The sequence below is a fragment of the Streptomyces sp. 796.1 genome, assembly GCF_047525675.1.
Classification (GTDB): domain Bacteria; phylum Actinomycetota; class Actinomycetes; order Streptomycetales; family Streptomycetaceae; genus Streptomyces.
Window position 1 is genome coordinate 1 of record NZ_JBLIWA010000062.1, and the last position, 17,726, is coordinate 17,726.

Sequence of the window (17,726 nt, forward strand, 5' to 3'; positions counted from 1 at the left end):
GTGCGGCGCACCGCGGCGGGCGCGGGCGGCGCGGCTGCGTCGCCCGCGGGTGGCGTTGCCGTTGCCGCCGCCGCGCTGGGCCGGCGCTGCGCTGGGCGGCGGGGCGATGGTGACCGGCACGCCGGAGGGCTCCTGGGCGCCGGTCACCCGGGCCAGTTCGTCGTCGCCCGGCCGGGCCTGCACGGTCTGCGGGGTGATGCCGGCCGCGGCCAGCAGCCGGTTCACCTCGCGCCGCTGCTCGGGCAGGACCAGGGTGACCACGCTGCCGGACTCGCCGGCGCGCGCGGTCCGGCCGCCGCGGTGCAGATAGTCCTTGTGGTCGGTGGGCGGGTCGATGTTCACGACCAGGTCGAGCCCGTCCACGTGGATGCCGCGGGCCGCGACGTTGGTGGCGATCAGCGCGGTGACGCCGCCGTTCTTGAACTGGTCCAGGGTCCGGTTGCGCTGCGGCTGGGACTTGCCGCCGTGCAGCGCAGCCGCCCGTACGCCGTTGGCCAGCAGGCGCTTGGCCATCCGGTCCACGGCGTGCTTGGTGTCCATGAACATGATCACTCGCCCGTCGCGGGCGGCGATGTGGGTGGCCACGGTCTGCTTGTCGGTCTCGGACACGTGGAGCACGTGGTGCTCCATCGTGGTGACCGCGCCGGCCGACGGGTCGACGGAGTGGACGACCGGGTCGGAGAGGTAGCGGCGGACCAGCTTGTCGACGTTGCGGTCCAAGGTGGCTGAGAAGAGCATCCGCTGCCCGTCCGGGGCCACCTGCTCAAGCAGGGCGGTGACCTGTGGCATGAAGCCCATGTCGGCCATCTGGTCGGCCTCGTCGAGCACGGTGATCCGCACCTGGTCGAGCCGGCAGTCGCCGCGCTGGATGAGGTCGGCGAGCCGCCCCGGCGTGGCCACCACGACCTCGGCGCCGCCGCGCAGCGCTCCCGCCTGTCGGGAGATGGACATCCCGCCGACGACGGTGGTCAGCCGCAGCCGCACGGCCTTGGCGTAGGGCGTCAGCGCATCGGTGACCTGCTGGGCCAGTTCGCGCGTGGGCACCAGTACCAGGGCCAGCGGCTGCTGGGACTGGGCGCGGGAGCCTGCCGTACGGGCCAGCAGGGCCAGGCCGAAGGCGAGGGTCTTGCCGGAGCCGGTGCGACCGCGGCCGAGCACGTCCCGGCCGGCCAGCGAGTTGGGCAGGGTGGCGGCCTGGATCGGGAACGGGGAGGTCACCCCGTTCTCGGCCAGTGCGGTCAGCACGGGGTCGGGCAGCCCGAGTTCGGTGAAGGACTCGACGGCGGGCAGCGCCGGAGTGGTGGTCACGGGCAGCGCGAACTCGGCGTGCCCGACGGCGGGCGCGGACCGGCGACGGCCCTGGCCCTGCCCCTGCGACCTGGGGCGGGGGCGTCCGGAACGGGACTGGCCCTGGCCGGAACGGGGGGAACGCTCGGATGAGCGGGTGGAGCGGTTCATGCGGAACCTTCCTCGAAACGGCACGTGTCGAGGAAGACCCGGCGGCGGCCTGGCCGCGCAGGAATCGCAAGAACGAACCGAAAGGGATAATGGCAGGGCGCGCACGGAAGAACGTGCCGCCTGACTATCTCGGGGCCGGCGTCGGCACCCTTTTCACCACTGACGACGCCTGATGCATGCGTGCTCGGGATTTTTCCCCATCACATGCCGCGAATTTCGCCGGGGAATTCAAAGGGGGTGCCCTGGCCGGTGTCCGCCGTCACGTCGTCGGGACGGCGGCATGGGCCGGGCCCGCACCCTGGGGTGCGGGCCCGACACACAGCGCGGTGGCTGTGCCGGTTCAGGCGGGAACGATGTTCTCCGCCTGCGGGCCCTTCGGGCCCTGGGTCACGTCGAAGGAGACCTGCTGGCCTTCGAGGAGCTCACGGAAGCCCTGCGCGTTGATGTTCGAGTAGTGGGCGAAGACGTCGGGGCCGCCGCCGTCCTGGGCAATGAAGCCGAAGCCCTTTTCGCTGTTGAACCACTTCACGGTGCCGGTAGCCATAACCGTCTCCTTACGGGTCGTACGAGAATCCGCACCTTACGGATTCCGTGTAGTCGCGATGATCACCCGCCCGGAGAAAAAACCACCGGAAAACAAAAATGCGCCTGAAGGTCCAGAACCAGCAGGCGCACACAACGTCTATGGGAACCACAACTGCAACTGCCCCCAAAGGTAGCACGGCGCATCGGGCGGCGGGCGATCTTCGATCGTTAGCGCGGTCACACCGGGCCGGGAACGCCCACGGCCCCGGCACCAGGAGCGCCCCGACACGGGCAGCGCCCCGTACCGACCCCATGCACCACCACAAACGCTTTCCCCCTTTGCCCACAGGGCCCGGCCCGCCACCGACACCGGCCCCGCGGGCGGCCCCCGCCGGCCCCGCCACCGCGCCGGCGCCGCCCTGTCGGGGGTCGCTGGCCGTCGCTAGGGTGTGATCGTTCACGCTGCCGTCGACCTGAGGTGGGACAGATGGGGCCTTTGACCTTCATCGTGGGCACCGGCCGCAGCGGGTCCAGTGCCCTGTCCCGGATCGTGAACGCCCACCCCGACCTGCTGAGCCTGAACGAGCTCTATGCCTCGCTCGGCCCCGGCGCGCTGCCGCCGGGGCAGGTGAGCGCGGCCCGCTTCCTGCGGCTGCTGACCGACCCCAATCCGGTCTTCGACACCCTCATCCGCAGCGGCGTGCCCCTGCCGGAGTTCCTGTACGTCCGCAAGCCGGGCCGGTACGCCGCCGCGACCACGGGCATCCCCGCGCTGTCGCTGATGGTGCTGCCGCATCTGACCGACGACCCGGACGGCCTGTTGGACGCGCTGGTCGCGGAGGTGGCGGGCTGGCCGTGCCGCCCGGTCGCCGAGCACTACGCGGCTCTGTTCGACCTGTTGTGCGCGCGCTTCGGCGGCACGGCGGTCGTGGAGCGCTCGGGCTACTCGCTGGAGTGGGTGCCACGGCTGAACGACGCCTTCCCCACCGCCCGCTTCGTCCACCTCTACCGCGACGGGCCGGACTGCGCCCTGTCGATGAGCCGCCACCCCGGCTACCGGACCATCGCCCTGCTCCGCCAGCTCATGGACCGCTGTCAGGTCACCGACCTCGGCCAGCTCACCGCGGACCAGGTGCGCGAGCTGCCGCCCGACCTGGCGCCGCTGCTCACCCCGGAGTTCGACGGCCAGGCCCTGGTCATGGACCGGCCGATGCCGGTCGCCGGGTTCGGTGCGCTGTGGTCGGAGTTGATCGGCGAGGGTGTGGCGCTGCTCGACCGGCTCCCCGAGCAGCGGCGCACCACGCTCGCCTACGAGGCCCTGCTGGACGCGCCGGAGCGCGAGTTGGCGCGGCTGGCCGAGTTCGTCGGGGTGCCGGCCCACCCCGACTGGCTGGCCGCCGGCCGCGCGCACCTCGACGGCAGCCGCCGCGGCCGGGCCCTGGAGCTGCCCGCGGCGGAGCTGGCCGGCCTGCGGGCGAGCTGCGCCGCCGGCACCCGGGCGCTGGGCCTGGCCTAGCGCCCGTACGACAGGTGGCCGGGGCGGTGCCGGCCGGTGCGACCTCCTGCGGACGGCTGCGCCACGGGCGTGCGAACCCTGGACGACCTGCATACCGAACGGTACGTTTGGCGCTGAAGCGTGACCGAGGGTGCGTTGTCCAGCCGCGCACAGCAGGCCCGTGCCCCGCTCTCCCCCTCGGCCCCCGTTCCGCCCGACTGCGGGCACCACCGCGGGCGCGCAGCCCGCGGCCCGTCGGGGTCCGGCTCGCGGCGGGTCGGGGCGATCGGGTGCGTGGGGGCCGCGGGGCAGCCATCCCGTCGCGCCCCACGGCCGCCACCACACCGCGAGGAGACCGGGTCCCATGTCACAGCCCGCGCCCCGCCCCGACCACCGTCTACGGATCGCCGTCATGGGTGCCGGCAGCATCGGCTGTCATCTCGGTGGCAGTCTCGCCGGCGTCGCCGACGTCACCCTGATCGGCCGCGTCGCCGCCATGGACACGCTCCGCGCCCGCGGCCTCACGCTCTCCGGCGGCGGGCGCCCCCGGCTGCGCGTGGACACCGACGGCGGCCCGCTCGGCGTGCGGCTCGCCACCGGCGCCGAGGGGGTGGCCGACGCCGACTACGTCCTGGTCACCGTCAAGTCGGCGAACACGGGTGAGGTCGCCAGGGAGTTGGCCCCACACCTGGCCCCCGGCACCGTCGTGGTCAGCTTCCAGAACGGGCTGCGCAACACCGGGGCGCTGGCGGAAGTGCTCACCGGGCGGCCGGTGGTGGCCGGCATGGTCCCGTACAACGTGGTGCGCACCGGCCCCGGCGCCTTCCACCAGGGCTCGGGCGGCACGCTGATGGTGGAGGCCGTCAGGCATGCCGAGCCGCTGGTGGCGGCCCTGACCGCGGCGGGGCTGCGGATCGAGGCCCGGCACGACATGCGCGAGGTGCAGTGCGCCAAGCTGCTGATGAACCTCAACAACGCGATCAACGCCCTGTCCGGGCTGCCGCTGCGCGACCAACTCGGCCAGCGCGCCTACCGGGAGTGCCTGGCGCTGAGCCAGTCGGAAGCGCTCGCGGCGTACGCGGCCGAGGGGATACAGCCCGCGCGCCTCGGCCCGATCCCGGCCCGGCTCACCCCGCGACTGCTGCGGCTACCGGACGGGATCTTCCGCCGGTTGGCCACCGCCACGCTCTCCATCGACGCCCAGGCCAGGTCCTCCACCTGGGAGGACCTCCAGCGCGGCCGGCCCACCGAGATCGACTCGCTCCAGGGCGAGGTGGTGGCGCTGGCCGCCAGGCACGCCCTGCCCGCGCCGGTCAACGCGGAGTTGGTGTCCCTGGTCCGCCGCATGGAGGCGGCCGGCCCCGGCGCGGCCCGTCGCTGGTCGGGCGGCGAACTGCTGGCGAAGGTGACGACGATGCGCTGAGCCTCACCCGACGGAAGGTGTGCCCTGCCGGGCCCTGGCGGGACGACGACGCAACAACCGGACGTCGGGGAGCTCCCCTGCTCAGGGCGTGGCGGGGCAAGCCGGAGGGTGGGAAACCGCGTGCGCCGGGGTGTGGCGGCCGGGAAGCTGTCGTCATGACATGGACCCTGAGTGAGGACAATGCCGCATTTTCCACCGCGGCCGGCCCCTTCCTGGCCACCCGGCCCGACGCGCACACCCTGCTGATCTCGATCGCGGAGGCGATCCGGGTCGGCGGGGCGGACCGCTATGGGGCGGCGGCGGCGCGGTACGGCTGGTGGCGCGGGCCTGACGGGGCCGTGGCGGCGGCCTTCCTGTGGACGCCGCCACACCCGCTGCACCTCACGCCGATGGCCGACGACGTGGCGGCCGACCTGGCCACGCTGTTGCGGGACGGTGGCGGTGTCGCGGTCTCCCGGGTGGCCGGGCAGGAGCCTGCGGCACGGGCCTTCGCCGCGCGCTGGCTGCGGGACGGCGGCGCCGCCGAGGTGACCGGCCGGCAGCGGCTGTACCGGCTCGGCGAACTGGTGCCGCCCAGACCCGCCCCGCCGGGGGTCGCCCGGCGGGCCACGGCGGCGGACCGGGCGCTGTTGCTCGACTGGTTCGTCGCCTACCACCGCGCCATCGGCGAGGACCCGGCGGGCAGCGCCCGCACCCTCGATGCCCAACTCGCGCGCGGTGATTGCACGGTGTGGGAGGTGGACGGAGCGCCGGTGTCGATGGCCGGGACGACCGGGGTCAGTGGCGGGATGGTGCGCATCGGCGGCGTCTACACGCCCGACGCGCTGCGGGGGCGCGGCTACGCCAGCGCCCTGGTCGCCGCCGTGTCCGCGGCGGCGCGGTCGGCGGGCGCCGCCCACGTACTCCTCTTCACCGACCTCGCCAACCCCACCACCAACGCCCTCTACCCGCGCCTGGGGTACCTCGCGGTCGAGGACCGGGTGGCGCTGGCCTGGGAGACCGCACCGATCACGGCGTGAGCACGCGCCGGGGCACCGGCGGGGCGGCGGCAGCGGGGCGGTTCCGGACTACGGGGGCTCCAAGCCCCAGGTTGCGGGCCGCGGGCTGCGGGCACGGGTGTCGTACGGGGGTGACCGCACGGCCCGCGAGCAGTCGGTGAGGGGTGCCCACCCGGCCACTGCCGCGTACCGGTGGACCGGCGCTGACCAGGTAGAACGTGGGATCAGCCGCTGTCGTAAGCTGCGGCACATGGCAGAGCGGAGGCGGAGACGCACGGGGACGGTGGAGGCGGGCGGGGCAGGCGGGCTCTTCGACCGGGTGCTCGGCAGTCACGAGCCGCCGACGAGCGCCCAGCGCTGGACGGCGCGCCACCCGCTGTGGGTCGGCCTCCTCGTCGGCGTCCCCTTCACGCTGTTCTACTGGTCCGTCTCCCCGCACAGCGGCCTCGGTGACCTGCTGGTCTCGGCGCTGGGCGGGGCCGGGCTCGGCGGGTTCTTCGTCGGAGTGGCGTTCCTGGAGCGGTACCGGCAGCGGCGCTGGCGGCGGCTCACCGCGTCGCCGGCCGTGCGCCGCCGCCAGACCGGCTCCCGCCCGCACGCGTAGCCCGCGCCCGCGCGCGTAGTGCGTCTCCGCGGGCCACAGGTCTCAATCCTCCTCTCACCGCACCAGCCGGGCGGTCGCGACATGCACGTCGAAGCCGCACGGGACGCGTCCCTCGGGCGTGGCGAGTTCCCGGGCGGCGCGGCCGAACGCGGCGCGCAACGCCGCGACCGCGTCCGGGGCGAGCGGGCCGAGGTCATAGACGCCGGAGACGGCCGCCCACACCTCGTCCACCGATCCGCTCAGGTCGATCGGCACCGTCTCCCAGGTGACCGGCGCGAACCCGGCGGGCCCGAGCAGCCCGTCGAGCCCCTCACGGCTGCGGGTCCTGCGGTCGCCCAGCTTCGGGATGTGCTGCGCGGCGGGCGCGGTGCGGACCGTCTGCCTGAGCAGATCGACGAAGAGTTCGTACGCCTCGCCGCCGACGGCGCCACCCCCGATGGCGCAGGCCAGTACCCCGCCGGGTACCAGTACCCGGGCCACTTCCGCCACCACCTGTTCGACCTCGCCCATCAGCATCAGGGCCAGGTGGCTGACGCAGGCGTCGAAGCCGTCGGTGGCGCAGGGCAGGGTCTGGGCCCGGGCCTCGACCAGGGCCGTCGCTGCGGTGGCCGGGCGGCGGTGTGCCAGGGACAACGCCTGGGGTGACAGGTCGACACCGACGATCCGCCGCCCTGCGGTGCGGGCCAGGAGTTCCACCAGCAGGCCGTCACCGCAGCCGAGGTCGAGCACCCTGTTCCGGCCGGCGACCCGGTCGCACAGGATCTGGTAGCTGGACCGGCCGTCCGGGGCCCGACCGGCGCCGAGCGCGTCCGCGGTCACGGCCGGATGCGCGGCGTGGTAGGCGCGCAGGAACGCCTCTTGCTCCGTGGTCGTGGTGCGTGCCGTGGTCGTCATGGCAGCGAACCTACGCACTCCGGCCGACCGGTGCCCCAGCCCCTGCACCAACGGCGGCACCCGGCACCAGACAACCGGCGCCGGCCGACTCGGGCTCGCCTGCTCGACCGGGCGATCCGCCGTCGACGCGTACGGAACAAGGGCACGGTGCGCGGGGCGTGGCGGTGACCGTCAGCCGTCCGGGTCGGGGCGGCGGTGTCGGCCGCGGGTGGGGGCCACCCGGAACATCGCACGGCGCAGCCGGCCGAAGAGGACCGCCCGCCCGGCCATCACCAGGCACAGCCCCGCGGCACCCCCGCCGACGGCCATGCCCACCTGCGTCAGCCAGCCGATGCCGCGATCCTCCGCCCAGGTCGCCACGCCCGCACCGACCCCGAACAGGAGCAGGCACAGCAGACTCAGCAGGGCGTAGATCCATCGCGACAGCACCCGCAGACTGTCGCACGCCACCGGTCGAGGGCGAGGCAGGGGGTATCCGACATGTCGCCCAGCACGGCCGGGCCCGGCCCCGGCCCCGGACGAAGCAGGACCGAGCGGAACCGAACCGGCCGCGCAAGGCCCGTCCGGCCGAGCGAGAACCGACCGCCGCCCCCGCCCCATCCCCCGCCATGGGGCGCTACGTGATCCGCAGCAGCGCCTTCCCGCTGGCGGTCGAGTCGGCGCCCACGTACACCTCGATGTCACCCTTCTCGACCACGAACCGGCCCGCGCTGTCGTTCGTCCAGAAGCCCACGTCAGCGGCGCCGAGCCGGAAGCGCACGGGACGGCTCTCGGCGGGCCGCAGGGCGACGCGGGCGAAGCCGCGCAGGCGGCGTACGGGTTGCACGACGCTGGCCACCGGGTCGCGCAGATAGAGCTGCACCACCTCGTCGCCGGGGCGTCCGCCGGTGTTGCGGACGGTGACCGTGACGTCGACGCCCCGGCCGGCGCGCAGGTCGTCCGCGCTGATCCGGTCCGTGCTCAGCCGGGGCGCGCCGATCTCGAAGGTGGTGTAGCTCAGGCCGTGGCCGAACGGAAACTGCGGGCCGTCCGCCAGATCGAGGTACTTGGACGTGTACTTGTTGTCGGGGTCGTAGGGGCGGCCGGTGTTCTCGTGGTTGTAGTGGATGGGGAGCTGTCCGACCGCGCGGGGGAAGGAGGCGGGCAGCCGGCCCGCCGGGTTCACCGCGCCGAACAGCACGTCCGCGATCGCGTGGCCGCCCTCGATGCCCGGGTGCCATGCCATGACCACCGCGGGCGCCGCGCGCAGCCACTCGGCGACGACCAGCGGGCGCCCGCCGATCAACACGACCACGAACGGCTTGCCGGTCTCCGCGACGGCGCGGACCAACTGGGCCTGCACGCCAGGTAGTCGCAGGTCGCTGCGCGATGCGGCCTCGCCGCTGATGGCCGATGGCTCGCCGACGACCACGACGGTCACCGCCGCGGCCCGCGCCGCGGCCGTCGCCGCCGCGATGCCGCTGGTGTCCGTGCCGTCGGCGGCCACCCCCCGGACGTGGCTGATCCGGGCCGCAGGCACGGCAGCGGTGATCCCGGCGAGCACGGTGGTGGCCGGGAACTTGGTCCCGCCCGGGCCGGCCCAGGTGCCCTGGAGGTCGGTGGAGTCGCCGAACGGCCCCACGACCGCGATCGATGCGGTGTCGCGCCGCAGCGGCAGGGTCTGCCGCTCGTTCTTGAGCAGCACCAGGGTGCGGCCGGCCATCTCGCGCGCCGCGGCCCGGGCCTGCCGGCTGGGGGCCGTACTGGCCGCGTCCTCGTCGACGTAGGGCCGGTCGAAGAGGCCGAGTAGGTGCTTGATCCGCAGGACGCGGGTGACGGCGTCGTCCAGGCGGTCGCCGGCGATTTCGCCCGCCGCGAGCAGCCGGGCGCCGTGGTCGCGCAGGGTGGTGCTGGCCATCTCCATGTCCACGCCTGCGGTGAGCGCCTGGCGGGCCGCATCGGCCGCGTCGGCCGCGTGGCCGTGGACGGTCATCTCCCGGATGCCGGCCCAGTCGCTGACCACGAAGCCGGGGAAGTCCCAGGCGGTCTTCAGGACGTCGGTCAGGGTGTGGGCGTTGGCGTGGGCGGGGACGCCGTTGATGGTGTTGAAGGAGGCCATGACGGTGGCGACGCCGGCGGCAACGGCCGCCTTGAAGGGCGGCAGGTAGAGGTTGCGCAGCCGGGCCTCGGAGACGTCCACCGTGTTGTAGTCGCGCCCGCCCTCGGCCCCGCCGTACGCGACGAAGTGCTTGGCGCAGGCGGCGATGTGCCGCGGGTCCGGCAGGTCGGAGCCGTCCGGCCGGCCCTGGTGCCCCGCGACCTTGGCCGCCGCGAACCGCTCGGCCAGGTACGGGTCTTCGCCCGCGCTCTCGGCGATGCGGCCCCAGCGCGGTTCGTGCGTGACGTCCATCATCGGCGCGAAGGTCCAGTGCACGCCGTTGGAGCGGGCCTCGGCCGACGCCACCTCGGCGTCCCTGGCGGCCACCGCCGGGTCGAAGCTGGCGGCCTGGGCGAGCGGGATGGGGAAGGTCGTCCAGAAGCCGTGGATGACGTCGAGGCCGAACAGCAGCGGAATGCCGAGCCGGGACTCTTCGACGGCCAGCCGCTGGAGCGCGTTGGTGCGCGCCGCCCCGTACAGGTTGAGGACCGAGCCGAGGCGGCCGGCGCGGGCGTCCCGCTGCGCGGCCTCGTCCTGGCCGCCGCCGGGCCCGGTCTCCCCGTTCCAGGTCAGTTGTTGGAGCTGGCCGAGCTTCTCCTCGACCGTCATCCGGCCGAGGAGTTCCCTGATCTGGCGCTCGTGCGGACCTGGCCGGTCCGCGGCCGGACGGGCCTGCCGTGCCATGTCGCCTCCTGCCGTTCCCGCCGTGGCCCGGGCCGGCGTTGCCGTGGCCGCCGTGGCCTCGGTCGCGCCGCCGGCTGCGACCGTGCCGCCGATCGCCGCGAGCAGGGTTCGCCTCCGCATGCCGTCCATTCCTTCACCCTCCGCACGAAGTGGATTGAGTGTGCGACGTCTGGTCGGGAGGTGCTGCCGTTCCTGTCCCTCTCGTTGTCCTCCCGGGTGCCGCGGTGGTCAAGCACGGTGGCCGAGTGAGGTCGAAGAAGGGGACGGTCCGGGCCGCGCGCCCTGCGCCCACCAGGCCTCCCGCGGCCGGCAGGTCGGGCGGGTCGGCCCGTACGCCATCCGCACCCCGGTACGCCGCCGGCCGCTCCCGCAGCCAACCGGGTACGGGTGCGACCGGGCGAGGGCGGCACGCGCCCGGCCGCGGTACGGGGCCGAGGACCACCCGTTCGCAGGGCGTACGAGACCGGGCGCGACGGCGCGCGCTGCGCCACGGGGCACCGGACTCGCGGGGTCGGCCGGACGCGGCGGCCGGTTGGAACACCCGGCCCGGCCCGTGCGTTGCCCACAGGGCACGCGGAACGGCCGGGCGCGGCGGGCCGCGGCCCGGCTCGGGACACGGCGGTGCGGGGCGGGGGCGGCGCGGCGCGAGGCAGCGGGGGCCCGGGACGGGGCAGAAGCGTCGCGGGGCGGGGCGGTGTGGGACAGCGGCAGGGGTGGCGCGGGAGTCGACGGAAAACGGGGATGCCATGCACGAGTTGGTTCCGGGCGCCAACCAGGCGCTGCCTGCGGGGACGCTGGTCATCCGGGTGGCCGGCCCGTTCGACGTGTCGGCGCTGATCACCGACGAGGGCGGGAAGGTCGCCGGCGACGCCGACTTCGTCTTCTTCAACCAGCCCTCGGCACCGGGCGCCCGGCTCACCGGCGCGATGCTCACGCTCCAACCCCAGCAACTGCGCCCGGGGGCCAGCCGGGTCACGGTCGTGCTCAGCCCCGCCGAGCCGGGCACCAGGCTGGGCACGCTGCCCGCCGCCACTTTGGAAGTGGCGCTGGCCGCGGGCCCGACGCTGGTGCGCTTCACCCCACCGCGCCCGGACCGGGAGACGGTCCTGCTGTTGGCCGAGGTCTACCGGCGGGGCGCGCAGTGGAAGGTCCGCGCGTTGGGCCAGGGGTACGCGGAGGGGCTGGCCGGCGTGGCCCGTGACTTCGGCGTCGAGGTGCTGGACGAGGCTCCCCCGCCGGCTCCCCCGCCGGTGCCCGCCGCGGCCCACGGCAGCGTCGGCCCGGCCGGCCCACCGACGCCGGCTGCGCCTGCGGCCGGCGTCCCCGGCGTGCCGTCAGGTGTCGGCCAGGGCCCGGGGGAAGCGGTCATCGCGCTGGTCAACGCACTCCGCGCCCGGGCCGGGGTGCGCCCGGTGGCCGTGGACCCCCGGCTGACGGGCGCCGCCCAGGCCCATGCCGGCGCGATGGCGGCCCAGGAGCGGCTGGGCGCGCAGGCCCCGCAGGGCACCTCGCTCTTCCAGCGCGTCACCGGCACCGGCTACGCGTACCTGTCCATCGCCGAGCACCTGGTGTCGGGGCCGCGTACGCCGGTCGAGCTGGTGGACTACTGCCGCGCCGACGCCCTGCGCGGCGCGCCGTTCGGGGCGGTCTGGGTGGCCCACGCCGGGGTCGGCCGGGCGGTGGGGGCCACCTCGGGGAACGTGCATTGGACGGCGCTGTGGGCCGAGCCGTTCTCGGCGGCCGGGCTGGCCCGTACGGCGGTGGAGGTGGCGGAGCTGACCAACGCCGAGCGGCAGGCCGCCGGGTTGCGTCCGCTCGCCGTCGACCCGCTCCTCACCCGGGCCGCCCAGGCGCACAGCGCCGACATGGTGGCGCGCGACTTCTACGCGCACACCTCGCCGGAGGGCAGCGAGCCGTGGGACCGGGCCGCGGCGGCCGGCTGCCGGCACCGGGGCATCGGCGAGAACATCGCCTGCGGCCAGCGCAGCCCGGCCGACGTCGTCCGCGGCTGGATGAACAGCCCGGGCCACCGCGCCAACATCCTGGCCCCCGGCTTCGACGAGCTGGGCATCGGGTACGCGACGGGCAGCCTCGCCGGCACGTACTGGACGCAGTTGTTCGGTACGACGGGACGGCGCTGAGCGGGCCGGCGCGGCACTGGGACGCCACCGGGGTGAGGCGATGCCGAGGGGCGTAGTGGCTGCTGCCCCGGCTCCCCCGGGCTTCCCGCCTTCGCCGACTTCCCTCTCTTCCGACCGGCCGGCTTCCCCGGGCCACCTCCGCCCGCCCCGCTCACCGCGGGCGCGTGCGCAGACGGCCGCAGGGGCCGGGCGCCGTCTCCCCACCGCTCCCGACCACCCTGCCCGCCGTCACCCCGCCGTCTTGATGAGCGGCGCGTCCCGCGACATTTCGCGGAATCCGACGCCGTAGTAGAGCTCGCGGGCCGCGCGGTGGCCCGGTGCGCCCATGCAGACGACGGTCGCGTGCCGGGCCCCGGCCGCCCGTGCCAGCCGCATCCCGTGCAGCATCATCGCCTGTGCGAGTCCGCGCCTGCGGTGGTCCGGGTGGGTTCCGACCGGCTCGAACTCCACGGTGGCGTTCACCTGGTCGAACCACATGATCGCCGAAGCCGCCATCGTCCCGTCCGCGGCCTCCACCAGAACGTGCAGGTCACCGCGGTAGGGCGGGGTGTTCCGCAGGTCCTCGTACCCCTCGACCGTGTACTTGGTCGGCGTCCAGGCGGCCACATGGGCCTGGACGACCGCCTCGGGGGTCACCTCGTCGGCGGTGCGGAAGCGGTAGCCGGCCGGCAGTTCGGGGCTCGGCAGGTCCGTGAGGTCGCGCTCGTTGAGCTGGGTCCAGGAGCCGTCGTCGCCGAGCGCCTCCGGATCGGGCACGTAGCCGTGCGCGGCCCACCGCGCGAGGCCGAACTCGTCGGCGGCGCCCGGCAGTACGGTGCGTTCGAGGCCCGCCGCGACCTCGTCGTACCACTCGATCACCTCGTCCACCAGCTCCTGGTGCTCGGGGTGCACTTGGTAGGCCAGGTAGGCGCTGGTGACGTTCGCCACCGAGCCGTCGTTCCGCTCCGCCTGGAACGGCAGGTTGGCCCAGCCCCAGGCGACCAGTTCGGAGTCGGCGAACCACAGCCGACGCCGCCAGCTCGGGCTGCGCCACGCGTGCGCCCGCCCCCAGTTCCAGGCCAACTCCCCGTACGAGGCGTCGGCGTTCACCAGGTCGGGCCGGAGCGGGACGATCCGCTGGGCCAGGCCCTGCATGAGCCCTACGTCCGCGGCGGTCAGGAGCTCTGAACTATCCATGGGACGCCACCCTGTCAGGGCGCCCCGGCCCCCGCCACCGAGTATTCCGCGCGGGCGGGCCGGTGCCGCGCTCACACCCGGCCGCTCCACCGCGGCCCGACCTCGGCCCAGGCCCGCTCCCACTGTTCGGCGCGCTGCTGGTCCAGACGTCGTTGCAGGTGGCGGCGGCCGACCAGGACGGTGCAGCAGAATCCGGTCGCCGCCATGGCGCCCACCACCGCGGCCCGGGTGGCGGCCTGTTCGGGGGTGAGGGGGACCGCGGTGACCTCGCCCCGCTCGTCGGTCCAGATGGTGACCCGGTCGCCGGCCTCGTGCCCCTCCTCCACCGGAGTCCGGGCGGTGTGCTGCCGCCCGTCGGCGTCGCTCCAGCGCACGGTGGCCCGTACCCGGTTGCTGCCGGGCTCGCCGAGCTCCGTGGGGCGCTTGGGGACGTCCTTGACGAGGGTTGCCTGTGTCGGGTGGCGGTGTTCGGACTGGTCGAGAAGGGGTCGCTGGACGATCAGGGCGGTCGTGACGCCGATCGCCGCCCCGCCGAGGACCATGAGCACGGCCGCCAGCAGCAGCACCCACGCCTCGATGACGTCCGTGCGGCGGCGCAGCGGGTTGCGCCGCCAGCGCCACAGCCAGCGCCGGGGCCGCGGGCGGGACGGCGGAGGGGGCCGCTTCGCTCTCCCGCTCATCGGCTCACTTCCTCGGTGCGTCGCCACCCAACGGTCATGCCGGGCCACCCACCGTGCTGCCGGCGGGGTGCTCGTCACGGGTCGGGTACCGTGCCCGCCGCCTCCTCATGCATGCCCGGTGCGACGGATGCCGCGGGCCGGCCGGGACGGGGCCGGTGCGCGGCGCCGGGGCCGTGGGGCCGGAGGCGGCGGGGCGCCGACGGCGTCCAAGACCCGCGCGGTGCGCAGACGCCTAGGGCGCCGAAGCCGTGAGGTGCCTGGCCGGTCACGGACCGTGCCCGGCGCCCTACCGAGACCCGCCCGGCGAAAAATGCATCCACGTCGGGTCACCTCGCGCCGCTAGAGTCGGGGCATGACGGCAGACGAGGGGACCGTACGAGTTGATAGCTGGATCTGGTCGGTGCGGCTGACCAAGACCCGCTCCATGGCCGCCACCGCGTGCCGCTGCGGCCACGTCCGCGTCAACGGCGGCCGGGTCAAGCCCGCCACCGCGGTGCGCCCGGGGGACGAGGTGCGGCTGTACCACGCGGGGCGCGAGCGCATCGTGGTCGTCTCGCGGCTGGTGAGCAAGCGGGTCGGCGCCGCCATCGCGGCCGAGTGCTACGTGGACAACAGCCCGCCCCCGCCGCCGCGCGAAGAGGTCGCGGCGATGGGCATCAGGGACCGCGGCACCGGCCGGCCCACCAAGCGCGACCGGCGCGACATGGAGCGGCTGCGCGGCGTCTGAGAGGCCCGTACCCGTACGACGGCCGGGTGGCTCCCCGCGGGGCGGGCCACCCGGCCGCCGGCTGCCCGGGCCCGTGGCGACCGGAACCGCTGGCTGCCGCATGCGTTGCTGCCGCCGTTGGTGCCGCGGGCCCGGCTGGCGGCAGCGATGCCGGCAGTTCGTACAATCCGGAACGGACAGCCGCGTCACGGACGGCCGAGCAGAGAGGACTGCGGTGCGATCGCTTCCCGAGCCCCAGGTATTGACGCAGGTCAGCGAGCTCGTTCGGCAGGCGTCTGCGGAGCGACGGGGAGCCCTGTGGCGGCTTTCGTCCGACCAGCGCCAGTTGGACGCCAATGTGATCCGGCTGCCGGCGGGCGCCGAGGTCGCCGCTCATCTGGAGGCACGGCTTGACGTGCTGTTGTACGTGATCGACGGCGGCGGCCGGCTGTTCAACGGCGGGGCCCCGGAGGCCGACGCCCCCACCGAGGCGGCGACCGCGGCCGGCCCCTCGCCAGCAGGCACCGCTCCGGACTCCGCGGAGGCCACCACGGCCCCCTCCGCACCGCCCGAGCAATCCGGCAGCGAGGCTCAACAGCCCTCAGCAGAAGGGCAGTTGGTGGGCCCGGGTGATCTGGTGTGGCTGCCGCGCGGCAGCCGGCGGGCGGTCGCCGCGGGTCCTGACGGCCTGGTGTACCTGACCGTGCACCGCCGCCGGCCGGGCCTGACCATCGGGGCGCCGGCCCCGGTCGAACGCGAGGGCGGCGACGCGGCCTGTCTGCTGCACCGGGTCTGCGCCGAGTGCGGGCGCCTGGCACCGGAGACGGACGCCCGGTATTGCAGCCGCTGCGGCACGGCGCTCCCGAACGACTGAACCGGCCCCACCTACCCGCCGACCCCACGTGCCCAGCCGGCCGGCGTGACCCGCACGGCCCGCCCGGCTTCCCAGCCGCCAGAGGTCTCCCCAACTCCCTTGTGGACAGCCCCACTTCGCCGTCGTACGTACGGGCCGGGGCGCCGTGGAAGCGGCGGCACGTGCGTCGGCACCGGCGGCGTCAGACCTGGTGCGGACACGCAGCGGCGCACCGCACCCGAGTGGCCCTCGGGTGCGGTGCGCCGTGTGGTTCTTACGGGGCTGGCGCCCTCGCCCGCACCCGGTGGGGCACGGGTGGTGCGCCCGGCGTCAGGTACCGGGGCGGTCGGTCGTTACGGGACGACGCGCAGCAGCTTGTTCGGCGAGCCGCTACCGGGGCCGGTCACCTTGCCCGAGGTGGCGCCGTTGACCAGGGCCGTGGAGACCTGGGCCGGGGTGGCGTCGGGGTGGCTGGCGAGGTAGACGGCTGCCGCGCCGGCGACGTGCGGGGTGGCCATCGAGGTGCCGGAGATGGTGTTGGTGGCGGTGTCGCTGGTGCGCCAGGCGCCGGTGATGTCGGAGCCCGGGGCGAACAGGTCGAGGATGGAACCGTAGTTGGAGAAGCTGGACCGGGAGTCGGTCCTGGTGGTCGCGCCGACGGTGATGGCCTCGCCCACCCGGGCCGGCGAGGTGTTGCGGGCGTCCCGGCCGTCGTTGCCCGCCGCGACGGCGTAGGTGACGCCGGCGCGGATGGAGTTGCGGACGGCCGTGTCCAGGGCGGTGCTGGCGCCGCCGCCGAGCGACATGTTCGCCGCCGAGGGGCCGCTGTGGTTCTTGGTGACCCAGTCGATGCCGGCGACGACGCCGGCGGTGGTGCCCGAGCCCTGGTCGTTGAGCACCCGCACGGCCACGATCTTGGCCTTCTTGGCGACGCCGTAGGAGGTGCCGGCCGAGGTGGAGGCGACGTGCGTGCCGTGGCCGTTGCCGTCCTGGGCGACGTTGTCGTTGTCCACCGCGTCGTACCCGTTCACGGCGCGCCCGCCGAAGTCCTGGTGGCTGATGCGCACGCCGGTGTCGATGACGTAGACCGTGGCGCCGCTGCCCGCGTTGTCGGGGTAGGTGTACTTCTGGTCCAGCGGCAGGTTCGCCTGGTCGATCCGGTCCAGGCCCCAGGACGGCGGGTTGCTCTGGGTGGCCGTCGCGTGCACCTCGGTGTCCTGGATGACCTGGTCGACCGCCGGGTCGGCGGCGAGGCGCTTGGCGGCGCGCTCGCTGAGCTGGGCCGAGTAGCCGTTGAGCGCGGCCGTGTAGGTGTGTCTCACGGTGCCGCCGTACTCGGCGATCAGGCTCTTGCCCTCGGCGGACGTGGACGTGAAGCCGGCGGCCTTGTCGAGGGTGATGATGTAGCTGCCCTTGACGGCGCCGGGCTGGCCCGCGTCGACGATCCGGCCTTCGGCCGCCCTGGCCTGCGCCTCGGCGGGGAGCGCGGAGATGGCGCCGAGGGCGGTGACCGCGGCCACCGCGGTGATCGCCGTGGCCAGTCGGGACGTGCGCATCGGTATTGCCATGGTGAGGGTTCCTCCTCATCGTGGCGCGCTGCGGTACGCGCGCGGGGGGTGCAGGGTGTGCGTGCGCGGTTCTCCCAGGGCCCGGGGTCCGGCGGTGGGGGCCGGTCGGTGGCGCGGTGCGCCGGTCGTCCCCGGGGCCGTGCCGCTGCGGCTGGGCGAGGGCATGGGAGGGGCCCTGGCCTGGGTCGCGGCGTCACGCGGCAGCCGCCGGACTGTGGGGGTCGGGCACTGAACGGGCAGTCGGTGCGGTGGGGGTGGCGGGCTGCCGTGGCTGAACCTTGGCGCACACCGCGTACATGACACAAGGGCGCACCGCGGGACCGTTTTCCACAGAGATGCACGTCCGCACGACCCCCTGGGGTGACCCCAGCCGCCCCGACAGGG

At 74.8% G+C, this 17,726-nt stretch carries 15 protein-coding genes; 7 read left to right on the forward strand and 8 right to left on the reverse strand.

Annotated elements, in window-relative coordinates; genetic code table 11:
• Together ACMA1D_RS29835 and ACMA1D_RS29840 are read right to left on the reverse strand one after the other, a co-directional pair.
• Positions 1-1,458 (reverse strand): DEAD/DEAH box helicase (locus ACMA1D_RS29835; RefSeq protein WP_414727107.1); only part of this gene is annotated, 1,458 nt, incomplete at its 3' end.
• Positions 1,459-1,798: 340 nt separating this feature from the next.
• Entirely contained in the window at positions 1,799-2,002 is a 204-nt protein-coding gene (locus tag ACMA1D_RS29840) for a cold-shock protein (RefSeq protein WP_414727108.1), read from the reverse strand.
• Positions 2,003-2,470: 468 nt separating this feature from the next.
• Here ACMA1D_RS29840 and ACMA1D_RS29845 point away from each other — a divergent pair, with 468 nt between their 5' ends.
• The 4 genes from ACMA1D_RS29845 to ACMA1D_RS29860 all read left to right on the forward strand — a co-directional run bounded on the left by ACMA1D_RS29845 (position 2,471) and on the right by ACMA1D_RS29860 (position 6,503).
• Positions 2,471-3,499, forward strand: coding sequence for a sulfotransferase (locus ACMA1D_RS29845; RefSeq protein ID WP_414727109.1), 1,029 nt, complete (start codon positions 2,471-2,473; stop codon positions 3,497-3,499).
• A gap of 343 nt (positions 3,500-3,842) precedes the next feature.
• On the forward strand, positions 3,843-4,901 hold the full coding sequence (locus ACMA1D_RS29850; protein WP_414727110.1) for a 2-dehydropantoate 2-reductase: 1,059 nt from the start codon (positions 3,843-3,845) through the stop codon (positions 4,899-4,901).
• 155 nt (positions 4,902-5,056) lie between these two features.
• Complete coding sequence (locus ACMA1D_RS29855) at positions 5,057-5,920, forward strand: GNAT family N-acetyltransferase (protein ID WP_414727111.1); 864 nt, start codon at positions 5,057-5,059, stop codon at positions 5,918-5,920.
• 229 nt (positions 5,921-6,149) lie between these two features.
• Positions 6,150-6,503, forward strand: coding sequence for a hypothetical protein (locus ACMA1D_RS29860; RefSeq protein ID WP_414727112.1), 354 nt, complete (start codon positions 6,150-6,152; stop codon positions 6,501-6,503).
• 54 nt (positions 6,504-6,557) lie between these two features.
• On the opposite strand, the gene ACMA1D_RS29865 is transcribed toward ACMA1D_RS29860, so the two are convergent.
• From ACMA1D_RS29865 to ACMA1D_RS29875, 3 genes are all read right to left on the reverse strand, one after another.
• On the reverse strand, positions 6,558-7,397 hold the full coding sequence (locus ACMA1D_RS29865; RefSeq protein WP_414727113.1) for a class I SAM-dependent methyltransferase: 840 nt from the start codon (positions 7,395-7,397) through the stop codon (positions 6,558-6,560).
• A gap of 171 nt (positions 7,398-7,568) precedes the next feature.
• Positions 7,569-7,826, reverse strand: a complete 258-nt coding sequence (locus tag ACMA1D_RS29870; protein ID WP_414727114.1) for a hypothetical protein — start codon at positions 7,824-7,826, stop codon at positions 7,569-7,571.
• A 187-nt stretch (positions 7,827-8,013) separates the two neighbouring features.
• Positions 8,014-10,347, reverse strand: a complete 2,334-nt coding sequence (locus tag ACMA1D_RS29875) for a glycoside hydrolase family 3 N-terminal domain-containing protein (RefSeq protein WP_414727115.1) — start codon at positions 10,345-10,347, stop codon at positions 8,014-8,016.
• A gap of 617 nt (positions 10,348-10,964) precedes the next feature.
• Here ACMA1D_RS29875 and ACMA1D_RS29880 point away from each other — a divergent pair.
• Positions 10,965-12,359 carry a CAP domain-containing protein gene (locus ACMA1D_RS29880; RefSeq protein ID WP_414727116.1) on the forward strand — a complete coding sequence of 465 codons (1,395 nt, stop codon included), beginning with the start codon at positions 10,965-10,967 and terminating at the stop codon, positions 12,357-12,359.
• 228 nt (positions 12,360-12,587) lie between these two features.
• Here the strand turns inward: ACMA1D_RS29880 and ACMA1D_RS29885 are convergent, their stop codons facing one another.
• Both ACMA1D_RS29885 and ACMA1D_RS29890 read right to left on the reverse strand, forming a co-directional pair.
• Entirely contained in the window at positions 12,588-13,535 is a 948-nt protein-coding gene (locus ACMA1D_RS29885) for a GNAT family N-acetyltransferase (protein ID WP_414727117.1), read from the reverse strand.
• A 71-nt stretch (positions 13,536-13,606) separates the two neighbouring features.
• Positions 13,607-14,215 carry a hypothetical protein gene (locus ACMA1D_RS29890; protein ID WP_414727118.1) on the reverse strand — a complete coding sequence of 203 codons (609 nt, stop codon included), beginning with the start codon at positions 14,213-14,215 and terminating at the stop codon, positions 13,607-13,609.
• Between the two features lie 352 nt (positions 14,216-14,567).
• Between ACMA1D_RS29890 and ACMA1D_RS29895 the strand changes: the two genes are divergently transcribed.
• Positions 14,568-14,942, forward strand: coding sequence for an RNA-binding S4 domain-containing protein (locus ACMA1D_RS29895; protein WP_414727119.1), 375 nt, complete (start codon positions 14,568-14,570; stop codon positions 14,940-14,942).
• 214 nt (positions 14,943-15,156) lie between these two features.
• Positions 15,157-15,795: a hypothetical protein gene (locus ACMA1D_RS29900; protein ID WP_414727120.1), complete on the forward strand. Its 639-nt coding sequence runs from the start codon at positions 15,157-15,159 to the stop codon at positions 15,793-15,795.
• A gap of 332 nt (positions 15,796-16,127) precedes the next feature.
• Here the strand turns inward: ACMA1D_RS29900 and ACMA1D_RS29905 are convergent, their stop codons facing one another.
• On the reverse strand, positions 16,128-17,342 hold the full coding sequence (locus tag ACMA1D_RS29905; RefSeq protein ID WP_414727121.1) for a S8 family peptidase: 1,215 nt from the start codon (positions 17,340-17,342) through the stop codon (positions 16,128-16,130).
• Positions 17,343-17,726: the final 384 nt, after the last annotated feature.

What these genes read in the sequence shown, in the direction of transcription:
- ACMA1D_RS29840 (WP_414727108.1), bottom strand. Translation starts at nt 2,002, where the DNA reads ATGGCTACCGGCACCGTGAAGTGGTTCAACAGCGAAAAGGGCTTCGGC.
- ACMA1D_RS29845 (WP_414727109.1), top strand. Translation starts at nt 2,471, where the DNA reads ATGGGGCCTTTGACCTTCATCGTGGGCACCGGCCGCAGCGGGTCCAGT.
- ACMA1D_RS29850 (WP_414727110.1), top strand. Translation starts at nt 3,843, where the DNA reads ATGTCACAGCCCGCGCCCCGCCCCGACCACCGTCTACGGATCGCCGTC.
- ACMA1D_RS29855 (WP_414727111.1), top strand. Translation starts at nt 5,057, where the DNA reads ATGACATGGACCCTGAGTGAGGACAATGCCGCATTTTCCACCGCGGCC.
- ACMA1D_RS29860 (WP_414727112.1), top strand. Translation starts at nt 6,150, where the DNA reads ATGGCAGAGCGGAGGCGGAGACGCACGGGGACGGTGGAGGCGGGCGGG.
- ACMA1D_RS29865 (WP_414727113.1), bottom strand. Translation starts at nt 7,397, where the DNA reads ATGACGACCACGGCACGCACCACGACCACGGAGCAAGAGGCGTTCCTG.
- ACMA1D_RS29875 (WP_414727115.1), bottom strand. Translation starts at nt 10,347, where the DNA reads ATGGACGGCATGCGGAGGCGAACCCTGCTCGCGGCGATCGGCGGCACG.
- ACMA1D_RS29880 (WP_414727116.1), top strand. Translation starts at nt 10,965, where the DNA reads ATGCACGAGTTGGTTCCGGGCGCCAACCAGGCGCTGCCTGCGGGGACG.
- ACMA1D_RS29885 (WP_414727117.1), bottom strand. Translation starts at nt 13,535, where the DNA reads ATGGATAGTTCAGAGCTCCTGACCGCCGCGGACGTAGGGCTCATGCAG.
- ACMA1D_RS29890 (WP_414727118.1), bottom strand. Translation starts at nt 14,215, where the DNA reads ATGAGCGGGAGAGCGAAGCGGCCCCCTCCGCCGTCCCGCCCGCGGCCC.
- ACMA1D_RS29895 (WP_414727119.1), top strand. Translation starts at nt 14,568, where the DNA reads ATGACGGCAGACGAGGGGACCGTACGAGTTGATAGCTGGATCTGGTCG.
- ACMA1D_RS29905 (WP_414727121.1), bottom strand. Translation starts at nt 17,342, where the DNA reads ATGGCAATACCGATGCGCACGTCCCGACTGGCCACGGCGATCACCGCG.